The following is a 16,510-nucleotide window of genomic DNA, read 5'->3' on the forward strand; positions in this document are numbered from 1 at the left end:
GACCCGTGGAACAGTAAGCCTTACCAAGACACTCCCCCGTTTCGCTGCCGCCCGCGACAGCTGCGGGCGGCGTTCCTTCCTGCCGGCCCGGACCGGCCGGCTCGTCTCCTCGTGCTGCTCACGCCGGGCCACGGGACGCCTGGTTGTCGGGCGCGGTGCGCGGAAGCGAGCCCGGCGACCAGGTGAACTGGTAGCGGGGGTCGGCGACCCCCTCGGCGAACGCCTTCGCCACTGAAGGGGAGCTGGCGACCCGCCAGTCCAGCTCCTTGTTCACCTCGAACCAGATGAGGCCGATGATGTCCTGGTATCGGGGCAGCACCTGGAACGCGTCTTTGATCCACTCCGCCTTGCGCCCGGTGGCGTCCGAGGCACCGGTCTCGGTGATGACCATCGGCTTCCTGCTGAACGTGCGGATCTCGGTGATGGTCGGGCCGAAGATCGCCTCGAAGGAGCGGTAGTCGGTGAAGACCCCCGTGCCGTAGTAGCCCGTGGCGCCCACCCAGTCGACGTAGTCGTCGCCGGGGTAGAACTCGGACATGTTCCCGGTGGACTTGTCCCAGCGGGCATTCGGGCTCCACACCCAGATGACGTTCGTGGCCCCGGCCGCCCGGAACAGATCATGTACGTAGCGCCACGCCTTGACGTACTCGCCCGGCCGGTTGCCGTTGGTCGCCTCGGACCACGGATACCAGTCACCGTTCATCTCGTGCGCGAACCGGATGGCCACCGGGTAGCCGAGCGACCTGATCCCGTCGGCCCAGGAGCGCAGGTAGGGGTCGAAGTCCCCACCCGTGATGCGGGACAACTGGTAGGCGGGCTGGTTGGAGCGGAGCTTGTCGATCTCGCGGGCGGGCAGATTCTTCTCGCGGGCCGCCTGGTCCACCAGGTAGTCCCAGGGTTCCCAGCCCAGCATCGGCAGCATGCCCCGGTCCTTGATCCGGTCGAAGAGCGTCCGGTCGAACCGGTCGGCCGCCCACCCCGAACTGAACAGCATCACCTGCGGCTCGTGCTTGGCGGCCGCCGCGAACATGTTCGTCGCGGTGAAGTCGTGCGGGCCCTTCTCGGTCATCAGGCCGATGAACGCCTTACCGGCCGGCGGGAAGAGTTCCGCAGCCGGTCGGGGCGGCGCGGTCGGTGCGACCGTCGCCAGCGCCTCGCCCGTCCGCACCGCGCCCGGCTCGGCCCGCGCAACCCGGCCGGACGGGCCGGCCTCCCGGCCCCCGGACATGGTGATCGGTGCGATGGCGAACGCGTAGGTCAGCAGCAGCGCGCCGATCAGCACGACCAGGACCCGCGGAACGCTCAACCTCAACATTGCAGAATCCCTTCGGCCGCCACCCGCGACTTCGGCGGGCGTTCCTCGCTGTCGGCTCGAGCGACCAGCTCGGCCGTGTCGTCATCCGCGGGCAGGTACTGGGGCTCGGGCATCTAATCGGCCAGCTTCGTGCGCGGGAGCATGTCGGGCGACCAGGTGAACTGGTAGCGAGGATCGGCGACCGCCTTGGCGAAGGCCTTTGCCACGGCCGGTGAGCTGACGATGCGCCAGTCCAGTTCCTTCTGCTTGTCCACCTCGAACCAGATGACGCCGATGATGTCCCGGTAGCGCGCCAGCATCTGGAACGCCTCGGTGATCCACTCGGCCTTGCGCCCGTTGGCGTCGGAGGCACCGGTCTCGGTGATGACCAGCGGTTTGCTGGTGAAGGCCCGGATCTCCTGGACGGATTGGCTGAAGATCGTGTCGAAGGACCGGTAGTCCGAGGTGAACACCGTGCTGTAGTAGCCCGAGATGCCCACCCAGTCGACGTAGTCGTCCCCGGGATAGAACGTGGCAAGTTCTTGCGTCGAGTCGTCCCACCTGTTGTTCGGGCTCCACACCCAGGTGACGTTGGTGGCTCCGGCGGCCCGGAACAGGTCATGGATGTGCCGCCACGCCTTGACGTAGTCACCCGGTTGGTTGCCGTTGACCGACTCGCACCACGGGTACCAGTAGCCGTTCATCTCGTGCCCGAACCGGATGGCCACCGGATAGCCGAGCGACTTGATGCCGTCGGCCCAGGACCGCAGGTAGCTGTCGAAGTCCCCACGCGCGATGTGGGACAACCGGTACTGGGGTTGCTCGTTCCGTGCCCTGTCGATCTCCGGGGTCGGGAGCCCCTTCCGGACGGCTGTTTCACCCAACCGGTAGTCCCACGGCTCCCAGCCCAGCATCGGCAGCATGCCCCGGTCCTTGATCCGGTCGAACAGCGTCCGGTCGAAGGCGTCGGCCGCCCACCCGGAGCTGAAGAGCATGACCTGCGGCTGGTGTTCCGCCGCCGCGGTGAACATGTTCATCGCGGTGAAGTCGTGCGGGCCCTTCTCGGTCATCACCCCGATGAACGTCTTTCCCGCCGGCGGGAAGAGTTGCTGAGCCGGTCGGAGCGATGCGCCGGGCTGGGCGAGCGCCTCCGCGTCGGCCTTCGCCACCCGGCCGGACCGGGAATCCCCCGGGCCCCGGGAGGCGGTGACGGCCGGCAGGGCGAAGGCGTAGACCACCAGCAGCGCGCCGATCAGCAGCATCACGACCCGCGGCACCGTGAGCCTCGTCATCGCGGGACCCCTTCAGCCGGCACCCGTGACTTCGGCGGGTGCCGTTCCGCGCTGTCGGCGCCGGCGGCGGGCTCGGCCGCGTCGTCGGGTTGCTCGCGGCGGGCCCGGATGTTCGAGACGAGCGCGATCAGCGGCGGAACGAGCCCGGTCAGGAGGGTCAGGACCGGCCACACCCGCAGCATGGTGAAGCCGTGGTCCAGCACGAAACTCGCCCCGAGCAGGCCAGCGGCGAAGGCGGCCCAGCAGAAGTGCAGCCGGAAGGTGCCGAGCGACTCGATGGTGCGCAACTTCCCCTTGGCCGTCACCACGAACCCGAGCTTCCGCCGCAGCAGCGCACCGACCGCGGCGGCCACGTAGACCGGCCCGGCGAACAACGCGAGTGCCATGCCGACCAGCCCGATCTCTTCCCGTTCGTGCGGCGCGATGTTGAAGCGGCGCAGCCAGAGCCACAGCAGGAACCAGGTGCCCATGCTCGAGCCCCACAGCACCGACCACACGGTGAGGTCGAGCTGCGCCGAACTCACCCCGGTGAGCAGGTACAGAGCCGTGGCGAAGTTCCCCAGCAACAGGCTGACCGCCACGCTCGGGTAGTAGAACTGGAGCAGGCGGTACTGCCAGCGCCGTCGCGCGGGCAGCTCGCGCGGCGCGCGCAGCTCGGGGCGTACCAGGATCTCGCAGATGCCGGCCGCCCAGCGCTTCTGCTGGTTGAAGTAGTCCGCCCACGACGTCGGGCCCTCCCCGAGGGCGACCACGTCCGGGGTGTAGACGCCCTTCCACTGGTTGCCCGTCTCCGGGTTGACGGCGGCGTGGATCCGGATGCTGGTCAGGTGGTCCTCGATGATCGAGTCCTGGTAGCCGCCGATGGTCCGCCACGCCGACGGCCGGTAGAGATGGCCGGTGCCGGTGAGCAGCGGCGCGTCCAGGCCGTTCCCGCCGCGGGCGATCAGCCCGTTGTAGAGGTACTGCTGGACCGAGGCGCCGTGGGCCACGAAGTTCTGGTGCATGTTCCCGTAGACCTGCGGCGTGACCACGAAGGCGACGTCCGGGTCGCGGAAGTAGCCGAGGGTCCGTTCCAGGAAGTTCGGCAGCGGCACGTGGTCCGGATCGACGTTGGCGACCACGTCGTACCGGTCCTCGTGTTCGGCCCGCCAGGCGTTGTGGTTGCCCGACTTCGTCCGGGCGCGGAACTCACCGCTCGGCTGGTTGTACTCGGGGCGGCCCTTACGGCTGAAGTGGTGCACGCCGATCCGGGCGGCCATCTCCCGCACCGCCGGATCGTCCCCCTCGTCGAGGATCCAGACGTCCACCTGACCGCAGTAGACGATCTGCCGCAGCCGCCGCAGGGTCCGCTCGGCGACGTCGATCGGCTCCTTGCTGGGCACGATCGTGGTGAGCAGCGCCACCCGCAGACCGACCGGAGGATCGACCGGCACCGGGTCTTTGGCGTTGTACGCGAACACCCAGACGACCACGTTCTGCGCGAGGCGGATCAGCTCGACCCCGACGACCACGCAGAAGCCGAGCCGGGCCGCCGCCGTCTGCCAGCCGCCGAGCCCGAGCACGCCCGAGCCGGGTACGTGCGCGGGCAGCAGCAGCCACCCGACGAGCAACAACCCGGCCGCGCTGTTGACGAGGACGAGCAGGGTCAGCATCAGCCGGGCCGCGGGCGAGGCGACCCGGCGGAACTCGACCGGCGCCTGCGGGTCACGCGGCGCGACCAGCGGTCCGGCGACCGCACCGCACTTCGCGTACGCGAGGCGGGCCTTGATGTTCAGTTGCCGACGGTCGGGGCGCCGGCCGGCTGGCGGCTGCGCCGAGGTGACCGTCTGACGCCGGCCGGGGGTCCCCTCCCCCGCGGATTCAGACCGGCGCGTATCGACAGCGACGCCCACGTTTCCCCCAAGGGTTCGACTTGCTCGCCACGAACTCGGCGCGGGCCGATCGTGAGCGGCTGATACGGATGGACACTGCGGATTGCGCGATGACGATCGACGGGCCCGGCGCTCGCCGCCGGGGCGCCACCGGTCAGAGATCGCTCCGCTCGTTCACCAGCAGGGCCAGCGTCAGCCCCGTGAGTCTCCAGACCTGCGCCACCTGATACCTCGTGCGGAGCAGCCGCTCCTTCGCCCCGCCGATGCCCTGCACCGGGTCGGCGCGCTCCCCGAGCCGGATCACCCACAGTCGGCGGGTGCCCCGCAGGCACCCGGCCACGTCGGCGCACTCGGCGACCGGCCCCAGGCCGTCGGCGCGCTGCGGGCCGGTGGCGAGGACGTCTCGCGGCCGGCGGTCGGCGGGCAGGTAGTGCGCCACCAGATCCCGGCCGACCCGTCCGTCGCCCGCGTCCGACGAGCCGTAGACGGCGCCGTCGTTGGGTTGCAGGCGGCGTTCGACGACCGCCGCGAGCCGGCGGCTGGCCTGCTGGTGTCCGTCCGGTTCCCGCAGGTCGGCCTGGGCCGGGACGCCGATCACCGCGATCGCCGCCAGCACCCCCGCGGCCCAGCCGAGCCGGGCGCGGGACAGCGCCGCCGCGCCGAGCATCGCCCACGCCGGAAGGGTGAAGAGCAGGTACTGCGGCAGCCAGACGGGCGTCACCTGGGCGACCAGCAACAGCCCGAGCGGCGGCACCACCGCCCAGGCGGTGCAGACGGCCGCGGAATACCGCAGCGGGAGGCTGAACAACGCCAGTGCGAGCAGCACGGCACCCAGTGCGGCGACGCCGAACAGCTCCCGGGGGGCCGCGGCCAGCGCCGACAGGCTCGGGTGCGCGTTCCGCGCGAGCGACACGCCGTGCGGCGCGGCGAGCCAGAGCAACGCGGCCGCGGGCAGCGCGCCCGCCAGCGCGGCGGCCAACCACCGGAGCGCCTTGTCGCGCCGGAAGGCGAACACCGCCCAGCCGTGCCCCACCAGCAGCAGGAGCGCGACGACGTTGCCCAGGCCCAGCAGCGCCACAGCACCGGCGTAGCGGGCGAAGCGCCAGAACCACGGCCGGTCGATCGCCGGCACCAGGAGCAACGTGGCGAACACCGCGGCGAGCAGGGTCAACGCGTACGGCTGGGCCTCCTGCGCGTACCGCGTCGAGGTCGGCAGCAACGCGAAGAGCACCCCGGCCAGGACCCCGGTGGCCGGCGCGAACATCCGGGCCGCCAGTACGCCGACCAGCGCTGCCGCCGCGGTCATAGCCAGCATGGAGGGCGCGCGCAGGGCGAGGTCGGAGCTGCCGAAGACCTCCGCCCACGCGCGCATCAGCAGGTGGTAGGGCGCTTCGGTGGCGTCGCTCGAGTGGAGGAGGGACCAGTTGTCCCGCCAGGACGAGTTGGCCCTGGCCCAGGTCGCGAGTTCCTCCGTGCGGAGTCCGGGTGCGCCGGCCCCGACGACGCTCAGCGCGCCCATCAGCAGCGCCGGGACCAGCCAGGCGGCGGTGCGCCACCGCGGGGCGTCGGTCGCCGGGCGACCGGGGGCGGGGACGCCGTGCCCTTCTCCCCAGGGGTCCTCGACGCTGGCCTCGGCCGACCCGAGCCGGGGCAGGATCATGGTGTCCGAGTCCTTCATCGTGTCTCACGCATCTCCGTGGGATTCCGGCGGTCGTGGCCCAGGCCGCCCCGAGGGACGCCAGGCAGGGTGTCCGCGTGGTGCGCGGATGGCGCAGCACGACCCGCGCCGGAGGGGCCTGGGCCGGTGCCGCAACTCGCTTCGGAGCTTATTGAGCAAACCTCAGCAGAGGGCGTCGAACGCCCGCAAAAGCGGCGAAAGTGGCAGCTCAGGACAGATGCGGCAAAAGATGCGATGATCGCAGCGTCAGGACGGGGCAGCCCAGCGCCGGACGGCGGAGCCGCCAAGATCTCCCGGTACGACCGTACGGCTGGACCAAGATCGACATCGCCGCGTACGGCGCGCCGAACTCAGCCTCGGGGCACTACCGGTCCAGGCTCGCCGGGAGGCCGAACGCGGCGAACAGGCCGGGTGCCTTGACCACGTCTATCGCGCGGAGGAGGCCCGCCTCCACGCGTAGCACGATCAGCGCGAACGGGCGGAACGTGGCGTCGCCGGCGCCGCGGACGTACGCGGCCACGGCGGGCTGACGGTCGGCGGCCACGGCCAGCATCCGCCACTGGCCGGGGGTGTTCATGTCCCGGCGCAGCGCGTCGGCGACGGCGGCCTTGCCGGTCCACTCGCCGACGTCCGGCTCGATGGTCAACCGGACGTCCTCGCAGAGCAGGTCCACCAGGGCCTGGGGGTCGCCCCGTTCGTGCGCGGCGATGTACCGCCGCAGCAGCTCACGCTGCGCCGGATCCGGTGCACCGGTGGGCGACCACTCCAGTCGACCGCCCGGCCACTTGTCGCGCAGCGTCGCCCGAGCGCGCTGCAGGGCGCTGTTGACCGCCGGCACGGTCGTGTCGAGCAGCGCGGCTGCCTCACTCGCCGACCAGGACAGCACGTCCCGCAGCACGAGCACGGCCCGCTGGCGGGGCGGCAACAGCTGGATCGCGGCGCGGAACGCCAGACCGAACGTCTCGCGGCCGATGGCCACCGCGTCGGGGCCCGGGTGCTCGTCGAGCAGTTGATCCGGGTACGGCTGCAGCGGCGGGCGGGTGCGCCGTAGCGTGTCCAGGCAGGCGTTGGTGGCGATGCGGTACAGCCAGGTTCGGACGCTGGAACGCTCCTCGAACGCGTCCCTGGACCGCCACGCCCGCAGGAAGACCTCCTGGACGTGGTCCTCCGCCGCATCGAACGAGCCGAGCATCCGGTAGCAGTGGACCTGCAGTTCGCGGTGGTACCGGCGGGTCAGCTCCGCGAAACTCGTGGCGTCCACAGCACCGTTCATACCCGTACCGACGAGAAAAAGGTGGCCGGCTCATCGGACACTTCACGGCCCCACTACGTCTACCCGGGCATGGCAGTTGTTGAAGCGGACATCTCGATGTCGCTGGACGGGTTCGTCACCGGGCCCGATCTGGTGCGGTGGCCCGGGTTCGGCAAGGGTGGCGAACGCTTGCACGCGTGGCTCGACCACGACGAGGGGCGGCGGCTGAGCAGGGCGACGTTCGCCGCGTCCGGCGCCGTCGTGACGAGCCGGCGGGTGTACGACGACACCGATGGCTGGGCGGCCGAAGGCGGCTTCTTCCGCATGCCGGTCTTCGTGGTGACCCACCGGCCACACGGCGTCGTACGCAAGGGCGACACCACGTTCACGTTCGTGACCGGCGGTGTCGCCGCCGCGATCGAAGCGGCCAGGGCCGCCGCCGGCGACCAACGGGTCCACATCATGGGCGGCGCGTCGGTCATCCAGCAGGCGCTGCGGACCGGACTCGTCGATCACCTGCGGCTGCACGTCGTACCGCTCCTGCTGGGGTCCGGCACCGCGCTGTTCGACGGCGCCGGTCCGGAACTGGACCACCTGGACACCGTCGACACCCCGGGGGCCACCCACGTGACGTACCGGGTGGGGCGAGTCGGAACCTCGTGCCGAATGGCAACTGCTAACGCAGCACCTCGGCACGGTCCCGCAGCGGCTCCCACCAGTCCCGGCGCGACCGGTACCACTGCACGGTGGCAGCCAGGCCCTGGTCGAACGGGATGCGGGGGGTGAAGCCGAGCTGGGCCCGGATCTTCCTGGTGTCCACGGAGTACCTGCGGTCATGGCCCTTGCGGTCATCGACGTAGCAGATCCGTTCCGGGCCGGCGCCACATGCGGTCAGCAGCCGTTCGGCCAGTTGCCGGTTCGTCAGTTCCATACCGCCGCCGATGTTGTAGACCTCGCCCGGCCGCCCTCCGCTCAGGACCGCGGCGACCGCGCGGCAGTGGTCGTCGACGTGCAGCCAGTCCCGGACGTGCTGGCCGTCGCCGTAGAGCGGCACGCTGCCGCCCTCCATCAGCCGGGTGATGAACAGCGGGATGATCTTCTCGGGGAACTGGTAGGGCCCGTAGTTGTTGGAGCATCGGGTGACCAGCGTCGGCACGTTGTGCGTGCGGTGGTAGGAGCGGACCAGGAGCTCCGCCGCGGCCTTGGTGGCGGCGTACGGCGAATTGGGCTCCAGCGGGCAGGTCTCGTCCCAGGAGCCGTGGGCTATCGACCCGTAGACCTCGTCGGTCGACACGTGCACGAACCGGCGCGGCCGGTGCCGTACGGCCGCGTCCAGCAGCACCTGGGTGCCCTGCACGTTGGTGCGCACGAACGCCACGGCCTGATTGATGGACCGGTCCACGTGCGTTTCGGCGGCGAAGTGCACCACGGCGTCGTGCCCGCTCATCAACTCGTCGACCAGATCCTCGTCGCAGATGTCGCCGAGGATGAAGCGCAGCCGCGGGTCGTCGCCGACGGGATCGAGATTGGCCATCACGCCGGAATAGGTGAGTTTGTCGAGCACCGTGACGCGGACGCCGTCCAGCGCCGGATAGGCGCCGCCGAGGATCCGGCGCACGAAATTCGAGCCGATGAAGCCGGCACCACCGGTCACCAGAAGCCTCATCACGCCGGTCCCTTCAGCCGAGCACCGTGGGCGGCGTGGCCCTCCGTGCCGAGTAGGTCGATGGCGACCGGGCTGCGAAGCTCCACGAAAACCTCCGAGAAGAGGAGCCGATGCGATGATTCGGAGCGTACGCCGCGCTCCCGTTCACTCTTTATCTGGAATTGCCAGAACAGCGGTAATTCTGCGCCCGCGATTTCGACGGCGAGCTGGGCGAGGTTGTTTGTCGGTGCCGGGGCGCCGCGCGAGTCGGGTATTGCGCCGAGGCGACCGCGCGGGGTGGCCGCTCAGGCGGCGTCCGCGAGCTCCGCCTCGGGCATGGTCCGCGCATCGACCAGCCGGCTGAGGGCGTGCGTGCGGGCGTCGAGCAACGCGAGCAGGACCGGCGGGTCGAGGGCCCGGGCCGGCCGCAGGACCAGCTCGGTGGAGACGAGCGTGTCGGGCCGGATGGTGATCGGCCCGGCGGTCGCGACGGCCACCGGTCGGTCGGCGCGGTCGCGGCCCAGGCGGGCCGGACCTCGATCGACCGAGACCGACTGGGCGAGCAAGTACCAACTGCCCGGCGGGGGGTTGTCGAACAAGATCCGGTTGGCGTGCCGCAGCACGCCGCAGCGGACCGGACTACCTTCGGGAAGGCGGTCGGCGAACAGGCCGACGAAGATCAGCGCGTTCTCGTCCGGGCAGGCCAACCGCACGTCGCAGGAGAGGGCCGCGTTACCGAAGCCGGAGCCGTCGGCGCCGGCCCGGATCTCCGTGGCGTATCCGGCGCGGCGCCGGTAGATGGTGGGCGACATCCCGACGCTGCGGCTGAATCGGGAACTGAACGTGCCGACGCTGTTGTATCCGACGCTGACGCTGATGTCGGCCACCTTCATCCGCGTCGAGACCAGCAGCTCCTTGGCCCGCTGCAGGCGCAGGGCAGAGAGGAACCGACCGGGCGACACGCCCGTGACCCGCTGGAACATGCGGGTGAAATGAAATTTGCTGAACATCGCGGCACGGGCCATGTCATCCACCGTGAGTTGCTCACCCAGGCGTTCCTGCATCGCATTGATGGCTCGTAGAACCGCCGTTTCGGAAGTGTGCTCCATCACGTCTCCCCCTAGCAGGACCTCTCGAAAGGAATACCGCGGACACCAATTATTCGAAGAGCGGTCCCATGAATTGAAAGGCTCGACCGAATCAATACAGGCCAGCATCATCAATTCCGCGATTTCCTTCGCCAGGCTAACTGGCCGCCCTCGTCCCGGGCAACCCTCGTCTGTGATCGGCGCCGCCAACCGCAATCGCGAAGTAAAAATGGATACCGGCAATATTCGATATCACGCGCAGGGCGAGAGCTTCCCGCACTCCATTGAAACGGCTGCACTCCACCAGCGGAAACAAGAAACAACCCGAAGGACACGGGCCTGCGGACCGGAGGCGACCGAGCGCCGAACGCCGGTCCGCCGGTGGCGGCCAGGGCGGCTCAGGGACGTCCGTCAACGTCGGTCGTCGATACCGGCGGCCCGGAACTCAACGGGGTCGGCCCGAGCGGCCCCGGCGGTCCGCCGCGCCGGCCTGGCGACCGGCCGGTCAGTGCTCACCCAGATGGCGGGCCAGCCAGTCGCCGCTGGCGACAGACGGTGGCCACGACCCCGGGGGCCGCGCCCGGGGGCACCGGGCGGCCCGGCGGACGGGTGGCAACAATGACGGCACGGCACAGTCCCTTCCCACGACGCTCACCGGTCGACACCATCGTCCGGGCGGCGCCGCCCGACCACATCTTCCGCATTGCGCTGCGCCGCAGAATCGGCACCGGTCCCGGTGGGGCCGCGCGCCTCGCCGTTCGCAGTGGACGGTCGCCGGCACCTTGTGGACAGCGGCGACAGGTCGGCGGCATCGACTTTCGTCGCTGCCCGACCGGGTGCCGTGCGGCCGCCTCAGAACGGCAAGCCGGGAGATGTCCACCCACCCGGGTGACTGCCACGCTCATCCTCATGACCGAATTCGAGGGCAGGAAGGTACCTGTCACCGGCGGCGGCATCGGACTGGCTACCGCGCAGCGCCTGGCCGAGGCCGGTGCCCACGTCGTCATCGCGGGTCACGATGCGGCGCGGGGGCATCCGGGCCAACTCGATCACCCCGGGGCACATCGACACCGACGTGTTCGCCGGTCTGACCGGCGGCTCGGAGCAGGTGGCCGCGATGTTCCGGAGCCAGGTGGCACTGGGCCGGATCGGCGATCCCGCCGAGGTGTCCGAGGCGGTGCTGTTCCTGCTGTCCCGCCGGTCGTCGTACGTGGCCGGGCAGGAGCCCGTGGTGGACGGCATGCTGCTCGGTTCCGTCCCGCTCGCCCCCATGCCCAGTTCAGCACCGCGCGAGGAAGGTCGACCTACGATGGGTGAGAAGGCACGCCGGGCGCTGGTCCTCGGCGGCAGCTACGGCGGACTGTTCGCCGCTCGGGTGTTGTCCGAGCAGTACGACGAGGTCCTGATCGTGGACCGGGACCGGCTGGTGGGCACGACCGGACCGCGGCGCGGCCGGCCCCAGGGCCGGCACATCAACGCCATGCACGTACGCGGGTTGCAGGTGGCCGAGGAGCTCTTCCCCGGATTCATCCAGGAGCTCGTCGCGGACGGCTGCCCCACCGGCGACTACGCTGGCTCGGTCCGCTGGTTCTTCAACGGCAAGCCGCTACGGCGTGAGGACATCGGCTACACCGCGGTGCCGGCGACCGCTCCGCTGATGGAACGGCACGTCCGGGAGCGGGTCGAGCAGTTGCCGGCCGTCCGGTTCGTCGAGCGGTGCGACATCGTCGACCTCGTGGCGAGCGCCGATCGCAGCCGGATCACCGGCGCCCGGGTACGCCACCTGGAAGGCGACGGTGGCGAGGAGGTCATCGAGGCCGACCTGGTGGTCGACGCCACCGGCCGGGGTTCCCGGACCCCCGCGATGCTGACCAAGTTCGGCTATCCCCGGGTGCCCGAGGACCGCATCAAGATCGACCTCGGCTACGTCACCCAGCACTACGAGCTGGACGACGATCCCTGGGCGGGCGACCTCGCCATCATCCCGGTGGCCTACCCGGATTCCCCGCGCGGCGCGATCTTCACGCAGACCGACCACGGCAAGGTGGAGCTGACCGTCTACGGGCTGCTCGGCGACCACCCGCCGACCGATCAGGAGGGCTTCTACGCGTTCGTCAAGTCGTTGTGCGTGCCGGACATCCACGAGGCACTGCGCAGCGCCCGGCCGATCGACGAGCCCGTCCCGTTCCACTACCCGGTCACCCTGCGCCGCCGGTACGAGCGGATGTCCCGCTTCCCGGCGGGTCTCGTGATCACCGGCGACGCGATCACCAGCTTCAACCCGGTGTACGCCCAGGGCATGACCGTCGCCGCGCTGTCGGCCCTGACGTTGCGCAGGCACCTCCGGCGGGACAGCGCGCCGGATCCGGCGGCGTACTTCCAGGACCTCGCCAGCAGCGTCATCGACGCGGCCTGGGAGATGACGACCACCGTCGACCTCGGCTTCCCCGGCGTGCCGGGCGACCGCTCGATGAAGGTCCGCTTCCTGCAGCGCTTCCTCTCGCTGGTGCAGGCGGCGGCGACCCGGGACCCGAAGGTGACCACCGCGTACATGCGCGCGGCCGGGATGGTCGACCCCCCGCAGGCACTGATGCGGCCGGCGACCCTGCTGCGGGTGCTCGTCGGCGCGCTCAAGCGCTCCACCGGCAGCCAGGCGCGGCAACCCGCGCTCACCCGCCCGGGCTGATCAGCCGGCCCACCGACGCGGGCCCGTCGCCGGTCTCCCGAGGACCACGCGACGGGCCCGGTGTCTCAGTCGTCCCGCCCCGCCGCTTGTTCGGTGTCCGCGCCGTGCCGCAGCAGAGCGTGGTGCTGGTGGGCCATGCGGTGAAGGACCGTGAACGCGACATTGAGGAGCACGGTCTGCGCCACCGCCGCGCCCCGGTCGATGACGGCGTCCTTGCGAGCCAGCAGGTCCAGCTCGGCGACGGCCAGTTGCTCCGCGAGGGCCGCCAGGCCGTCGAAGGCGGTCAGCTCGGCGTCGCAGCCGAGCTCGCGGAGCGCGACGATCACCTCGGCGAGCACCGGGGAGCCGGAACGCCCTCGCTGGTGGTCCCAGGAGAGCCCGTCCACATAGCGCGCTGCCTCGTCGGCGTGCTCGCCGGGGGGCGGGGGCGTCCCCCGGCTCGCCCCCGGGCAGAGCGCCCGGTTGACGGCGCCGACGACCTCGGTCAGCGGAACGCGCGTGTCGTCCACCGCGGCGAGCAGCTCGCGCACCGACGCAAGCTCCAGCCCGCCGATCCCGGCAAGCGCGCGAATCAGCCGTACGCGGCGAAGATGCTTTTCACCGTAGACGGCCTGATTTCGTGCGGTGGGAGTGCCCGGCATGAGCAACCGTTCTCGGAGATAAAACTTGATGGTCGGGACCGGCGCACCGCTGCGCCGGCTCAGATCCGATATGCGCATTGCTCCCCCAGGACATCATGGTCGTCTATATCTTACCTCGCTGGACGCCCTGGTAAACATGGCGGTCGGGGCCGGCCCGCCAGGGAGAACCTCGGCTGCCGGCCACGGATCCGGCCAGGTGGCGCCACCAGGCCCGGCTTACGCGGTCAGATAGTCGCTCGACGGCTAATCTTGGCCATCCAGGCAGCGGCCTGTTCCCACATTTCCTGTAGGCAATTTCGGCTGACCGCACGCCGCGCCCCGACCGACGCACGGCGCATTGACCATCGGCCACCCCGTGGTTACCCTCTATCATGCCTATGGCGCCGGGACCGCCCAACGCCGACGCCGGCCGCCCCGGCGCTCGACCAACTCCGGGGGGAGAATCGTTGCACTCGGGCGTGCAGAGAGCCGTGGAAAGAGTCATCGACCGAATGCTCATGAATCCGTCCGAGGAATTGACCGTCGGAGAAATGGCACGTATTGCGCGGTTCAGCAAATTTCACTTCACCCGGGTGTTCCAGCGGGTCACCGGAATATCGCCCGGGCGATTCCTCTCGGCCATCCGGCTCCAGGAGGCGAAACGGCTGCTGACCACCACGGATCTCACGGTCGCCGACATCAGCATCCGCGTCGGCTACAACAGCGTGGGCACCTTCAGCACCCGATTCACCAAGAGTGTCGGGCTCTCCCCGACGACCTACCGTCGGCTCGGCGGCTTCGCCCCGGCGGTCTGCACCCGCCCCCGCCCGGCGCGGGCCAACACCATCACCGGCACGCTCAGCGGGGTACACCGCGGACTGATCTACATGGGTGTCTTCCCGAACCGGATCCCCGAAGGCGCCCCGATGAACTGCGCCGTCCTCGACGAGCCCGGCACCTTCCACTTCAGCGGCATCCCCGACGGCACCTGGTACGTCCTGTGCCAGTCCGTGTCCGGCTCCCCGCTCGACCTGACGCCCGACGACGTGACGGTGGCCACCGCCGGCCCGATCACGGTGTCCGGCAACCGCGATTTCCATCTCGACGCGCAACTGCTGCCGGTGTCCAAGCTCGACCCGCCGGTCCTGCTCGCGCTGCTCGACAGCCGCAAGGAGTCGCTCCGCCGCCGCGAGGCGGCCCTGGCGCACTGACCCGAGCCCCGCGCCCCGGCCAGGCCCCCAGCTCCCGGCCCGGCCCGACGTCGCCCCACACCGCCGGCCGGCGCGCCCGCCGTATCCGGGACGGGTACCCGCCCGGCCGGCGCAGCTCGCGGTCACCCCGGCTGGAGCACCCGTTCACGCCGCCGCAGCCCGCCGGCCGACCGCTCGATTGCCTCGGCGGCGGCCCGCCGTTCGGGCGCATGCACAGAGATGATTTCGGCCACAAACTGCGCGCAATATGTGTTCAGCCGGGCGAGGTCCTCGCCCCCTGAATCGATAGGAAAGCAGATGCGCGAAAAGTACGGTCCAAGCCTGCTGCGGGCTCGTCACGACAAGTTCCACGTCACCGAGGAGGCGGCGACGGAAATCTCATCGTTCAAATCCAAGCCGATCAACTTCAAGATCGGCTATTGGGATCCGAGAGTGAACGGAGTTCGGTATCTGAAATCATTGATGTACATTCTCGCCGACGGGCTGAGCGACGAGAACTGGAAGCGGCTGCGGAGCATCCGCAACCGCACCGTGGGGGAGCCGATCACCATCACCTTCGACGGTGAGCCGGTGTGCATGGACTACCTGCAGTCGGTGCTCGAACTGGACTTCATCGCCGGCAATGTCGAGCTCGAAGACGCTCGGGTCCTGGAGATCGGCGCCGGGTACGGGCGCACCTGCCACACCATCCTGTCCAACCACGACGTACGCGAGTACCACATCATCGACCTGCCGAACTCCCTGACCCTGTCCACCCGATACCTGCGCTCCGTGCTCGACGACGAGCAGTTCGCCAAGGTCCGGTTCACCTCGATCGGTGACGTGGACGAGCAGTACACCGGCACCGACTTCGATCTCACGATCAACATCAGTTCGTTCTCCGAGATGACCGTGGAAACCGTCGACGACTATCTGGCGATGATCGATGCGCGAAGCCGCTACTTCTACATCCGGGACGCGGTCGGAAAGTATCTCGACAGCAGCCTCAACGGCAATTCTGACGGGTACGAGGTCGTCAAGCTGGCACTGAGCACCGGCAAGCTACGCGACGTGATCGACATCCATGACAACCGCGCCGTCGAGGCGCACGTCGGGGCCTTCGTCGAGGCGTACCGCCCCGGACCGCGGTGGACCTGCGTGGCCAACGCGTGGGCCCGGCCTTGGGGCCACTACTGGCAGGCCCTCTACGGCAAGGACCAGATCCAGCGCCCGGTCGACAAGCAGTTCGGGCTGGGCTGCGAGATCTGTCCCTGATCCCGCGGTCGCCCGTAGCGACGTCGGGCCGGGGCAGTCACCGGTACGCAGCCGGGCGCGCCGACCCGGCGTGGCCCCGCCGGCACGGCCCCGTGGCGGATGACGGCCACGGCGGCCAGGTCGAGACCCACACGTCACCGGTTCCGGGACGGCGCCGTTCACCTCGGACGGCGCCGTCTCGGCCGTGGTCCAGGCGGCAGACGCCACCCGGCCGGACGCCACCCGGTGGGACGTCACCCGGCCCGGGACGCCAGTGTGCTGGACGTATCCGGGTCGGGCAGCCTGCGGCCGGGCGTCGCGGCACGCCGACCGCTACCCGGCCACATCGGCGGCTCGACCCAGACACCCGGCGCCGGGCTGCCGGACCTACGCCGACCGACCGCCCGGGCACCGACCGTCGCCGCGCCGACCACCACGGGGAAGTGCCCTCCGCGATGGGCCGGACAAGACCGTGGACGGGTCTCTCCAGGCGAGGTCAGATGTACTGGGTGTTCGGCGGCAAGCCACAGGCCAGCCGCCCGTAGAGCTCGAAGTTGGTGTCGGGGTGCATGATGGCGTGCAGGTTGAGCGCCTTGATGTCGCGTTCGATGCGCTGGATCGGCACGTCGGTGTGCAGCGA

At 70.2% G+C, this 16,510-nt stretch carries 12 protein-coding genes and 1 pseudogene; 4 read left to right on the plus strand and 9 right to left on the minus strand.

The window, feature by feature from the left end:
• Window positions 1-118 precede the first annotated feature (118 nt).
• The 5 genes from ABZ783_RS32435 to ABZ783_RS32455 all read right to left on the minus strand — a co-directional run bounded on the left by ABZ783_RS32435 (window position 119) and on the right by ABZ783_RS32455 (window position 7,396).
• Window positions 119-1,315, minus strand: a complete 1,197-nt coding sequence (locus tag ABZ783_RS32435; protein WP_357445220.1) for a glycosyl hydrolase — start codon at window positions 1,313-1,315, stop codon at window positions 119-121.
• 113 nt (window positions 1,316-1,428) lie between these two features.
• Complete coding sequence (locus ABZ783_RS32440; RefSeq protein WP_357445223.1) at window positions 1,429-2,586, minus strand: glycosyl hydrolase; 1,158 nt, start codon at window positions 2,584-2,586, stop codon at window positions 1,429-1,431.
• Entirely contained in the window at window positions 2,583-4,478 is a 1,896-nt protein-coding gene (locus ABZ783_RS32445; RefSeq protein ID WP_357445226.1) for a glycosyltransferase family 2 protein, read from the minus strand. The genes ABZ783_RS32440 and ABZ783_RS32445 overlap by 4 nt, the downstream gene beginning before the upstream one ends.
• Before the next feature lie 133 nt (window positions 4,479-4,611).
• Window positions 4,612-6,135 (minus strand): glycosyltransferase family 39 protein, encoded by a 1,524-nt coding sequence (locus ABZ783_RS32450; RefSeq protein ID WP_357445229.1) that lies wholly within the window; start codon window positions 6,133-6,135, stop codon window positions 4,612-4,614.
• Between the two features lie 364 nt (window positions 6,136-6,499).
• Window positions 6,500-7,396 carry a sigma-70 family RNA polymerase sigma factor gene (locus tag ABZ783_RS32455; RefSeq protein WP_357445232.1) on the minus strand — a complete coding sequence of 299 codons (897 nt, stop codon included), beginning with the start codon at window positions 7,394-7,396 and terminating at the stop codon, window positions 6,500-6,502.
• A 108-nt stretch (window positions 7,397-7,504) separates the two neighbouring features.
• Here ABZ783_RS32455 and ABZ783_RS32460 point away from each other — a divergent pair, with 108 nt between their 5' ends.
• Window positions 7,505-8,173: a dihydrofolate reductase family protein gene (locus ABZ783_RS32460; RefSeq protein WP_357445259.1), complete on the plus strand. Its 669-nt coding sequence runs from the start codon at window positions 7,505-7,507 to the stop codon at window positions 8,171-8,173.
• Here the strand turns inward: ABZ783_RS32460 and rfbB are convergent.
• Both rfbB and ABZ783_RS32470 read right to left on the minus strand, forming a co-directional pair.
• Window positions 8,064-9,053: a dTDP-glucose 4,6-dehydratase gene (gene rfbB, locus ABZ783_RS32465; RefSeq protein WP_357445235.1), complete on the minus strand. Its 990-nt coding sequence runs from the start codon at window positions 9,051-9,053 to the stop codon at window positions 8,064-8,066. The two genes, ABZ783_RS32460 and rfbB, sit on opposite strands and share 110 nt — an antisense overlap.
• Before the next feature lie 284 nt (window positions 9,054-9,337).
• Window positions 9,338-10,141 carry an AraC family transcriptional regulator gene (locus ABZ783_RS32470; protein WP_357445262.1) on the minus strand — a complete coding sequence of 268 codons (804 nt, stop codon included), beginning with the start codon at window positions 10,139-10,141 and terminating at the stop codon, window positions 9,338-9,340.
• A 997-nt stretch (window positions 10,142-11,138) separates the two neighbouring features.
• Here ABZ783_RS32470 and ABZ783_RS32475 point away from each other — a divergent pair.
• Window positions 11,139-12,806: an SDR family oxidoreductase gene (locus ABZ783_RS32475; RefSeq protein ID WP_357445238.1), complete on the plus strand. Its 1,668-nt coding sequence runs from the start codon at window positions 11,139-11,141 to the stop codon at window positions 12,804-12,806.
• 65 nt (window positions 12,807-12,871) lie between these two features.
• Here ABZ783_RS32475 and ABZ783_RS32480 read toward each other — a convergent pair whose 3' ends face one another.
• Window positions 12,872-13,525, minus strand: a complete 654-nt coding sequence (locus ABZ783_RS32480; RefSeq protein ID WP_357445241.1) for a MerR family transcriptional regulator — start codon at window positions 13,523-13,525, stop codon at window positions 12,872-12,874.
• Between the two features lie 419 nt (window positions 13,526-13,944).
• Between ABZ783_RS32480 and ABZ783_RS32485 the strand changes: the two genes are divergently transcribed.
• Window positions 13,945-14,637 (plus strand): helix-turn-helix transcriptional regulator, encoded by a 693-nt coding sequence (locus ABZ783_RS32485; protein ID WP_357445265.1) that lies wholly within the window; start codon window positions 13,945-13,947, stop codon window positions 14,635-14,637.
• A 297-nt stretch (window positions 14,638-14,934) separates the two neighbouring features.
• Window positions 14,935-15,891, plus strand: a complete 957-nt coding sequence (locus tag ABZ783_RS32490; RefSeq protein WP_357445244.1) for a putative sugar O-methyltransferase — start codon at window positions 14,935-14,937, stop codon at window positions 15,889-15,891.
• Window positions 15,892-16,366: 475 nt separating this feature from the next.
• Here the strand turns inward: ABZ783_RS32490 and ABZ783_RS32495 are convergent.
• Window positions 16,367-16,510, minus strand: a pseudogene (locus ABZ783_RS32495) (acyl-CoA dehydrogenase); the annotation flags it as partial.

The sequence above is a fragment of the Micromonospora sp. NPDC047738 genome (genome assembly GCF_040642675.1).
Taxonomy (GTDB): Bacteria; Actinomycetota; Actinomycetes; order Mycobacteriales; family Micromonosporaceae; genus Micromonospora.

What these genes read in the sequence shown, in the direction of transcription:
- ABZ783_RS32435 (WP_357445220.1), bottom strand. Translation starts at nt 1,315, where the DNA reads ATGTTGAGGTTGAGCGTTCCGCGGGTCCTGGTCGTGCTGATCGGCGCG.
- ABZ783_RS32440 (WP_357445223.1), bottom strand. Translation starts at nt 2,586, where the DNA reads ATGACGAGGCTCACGGTGCCGCGGGTCGTGATGCTGCTGATCGGCGCG.
- ABZ783_RS32450 (WP_357445229.1), bottom strand. Translation starts at nt 6,135, where the DNA reads ATGAAGGACTCGGACACCATGATCCTGCCCCGGCTCGGGTCGGCCGAG.
- ABZ783_RS32460 (WP_357445259.1), top strand. Translation starts at nt 7,505, where the DNA reads ATGTCGCTGGACGGGTTCGTCACCGGGCCCGATCTGGTGCGGTGGCCC.
- rfbB (WP_357445235.1), bottom strand. Translation starts at nt 9,053, where the DNA reads ATGAGGCTTCTGGTGACCGGTGGTGCCGGCTTCATCGGCTCGAATTTC.
- ABZ783_RS32470 (WP_357445262.1), bottom strand. Translation starts at nt 10,141, where the DNA reads ATGGAGCACACTTCCGAAACGGCGGTTCTACGAGCCATCAATGCGATG.
- ABZ783_RS32475 (WP_357445238.1), top strand. Translation starts at nt 11,139, where the DNA reads ATGCGGCGCGGGGGCATCCGGGCCAACTCGATCACCCCGGGGCACATC.
- ABZ783_RS32480 (WP_357445241.1), bottom strand. Translation starts at nt 13,525, where the DNA reads ATGCGCATATCGGATCTGAGCCGGCGCAGCGGTGCGCCGGTCCCGACC.
- ABZ783_RS32485 (WP_357445265.1), top strand. Translation starts at nt 13,945, where the DNA reads ATGAATCCGTCCGAGGAATTGACCGTCGGAGAAATGGCACGTATTGCG.
- ABZ783_RS32490 (WP_357445244.1), top strand. Translation starts at nt 14,935, where the DNA reads ATGCGCGAAAAGTACGGTCCAAGCCTGCTGCGGGCTCGTCACGACAAG.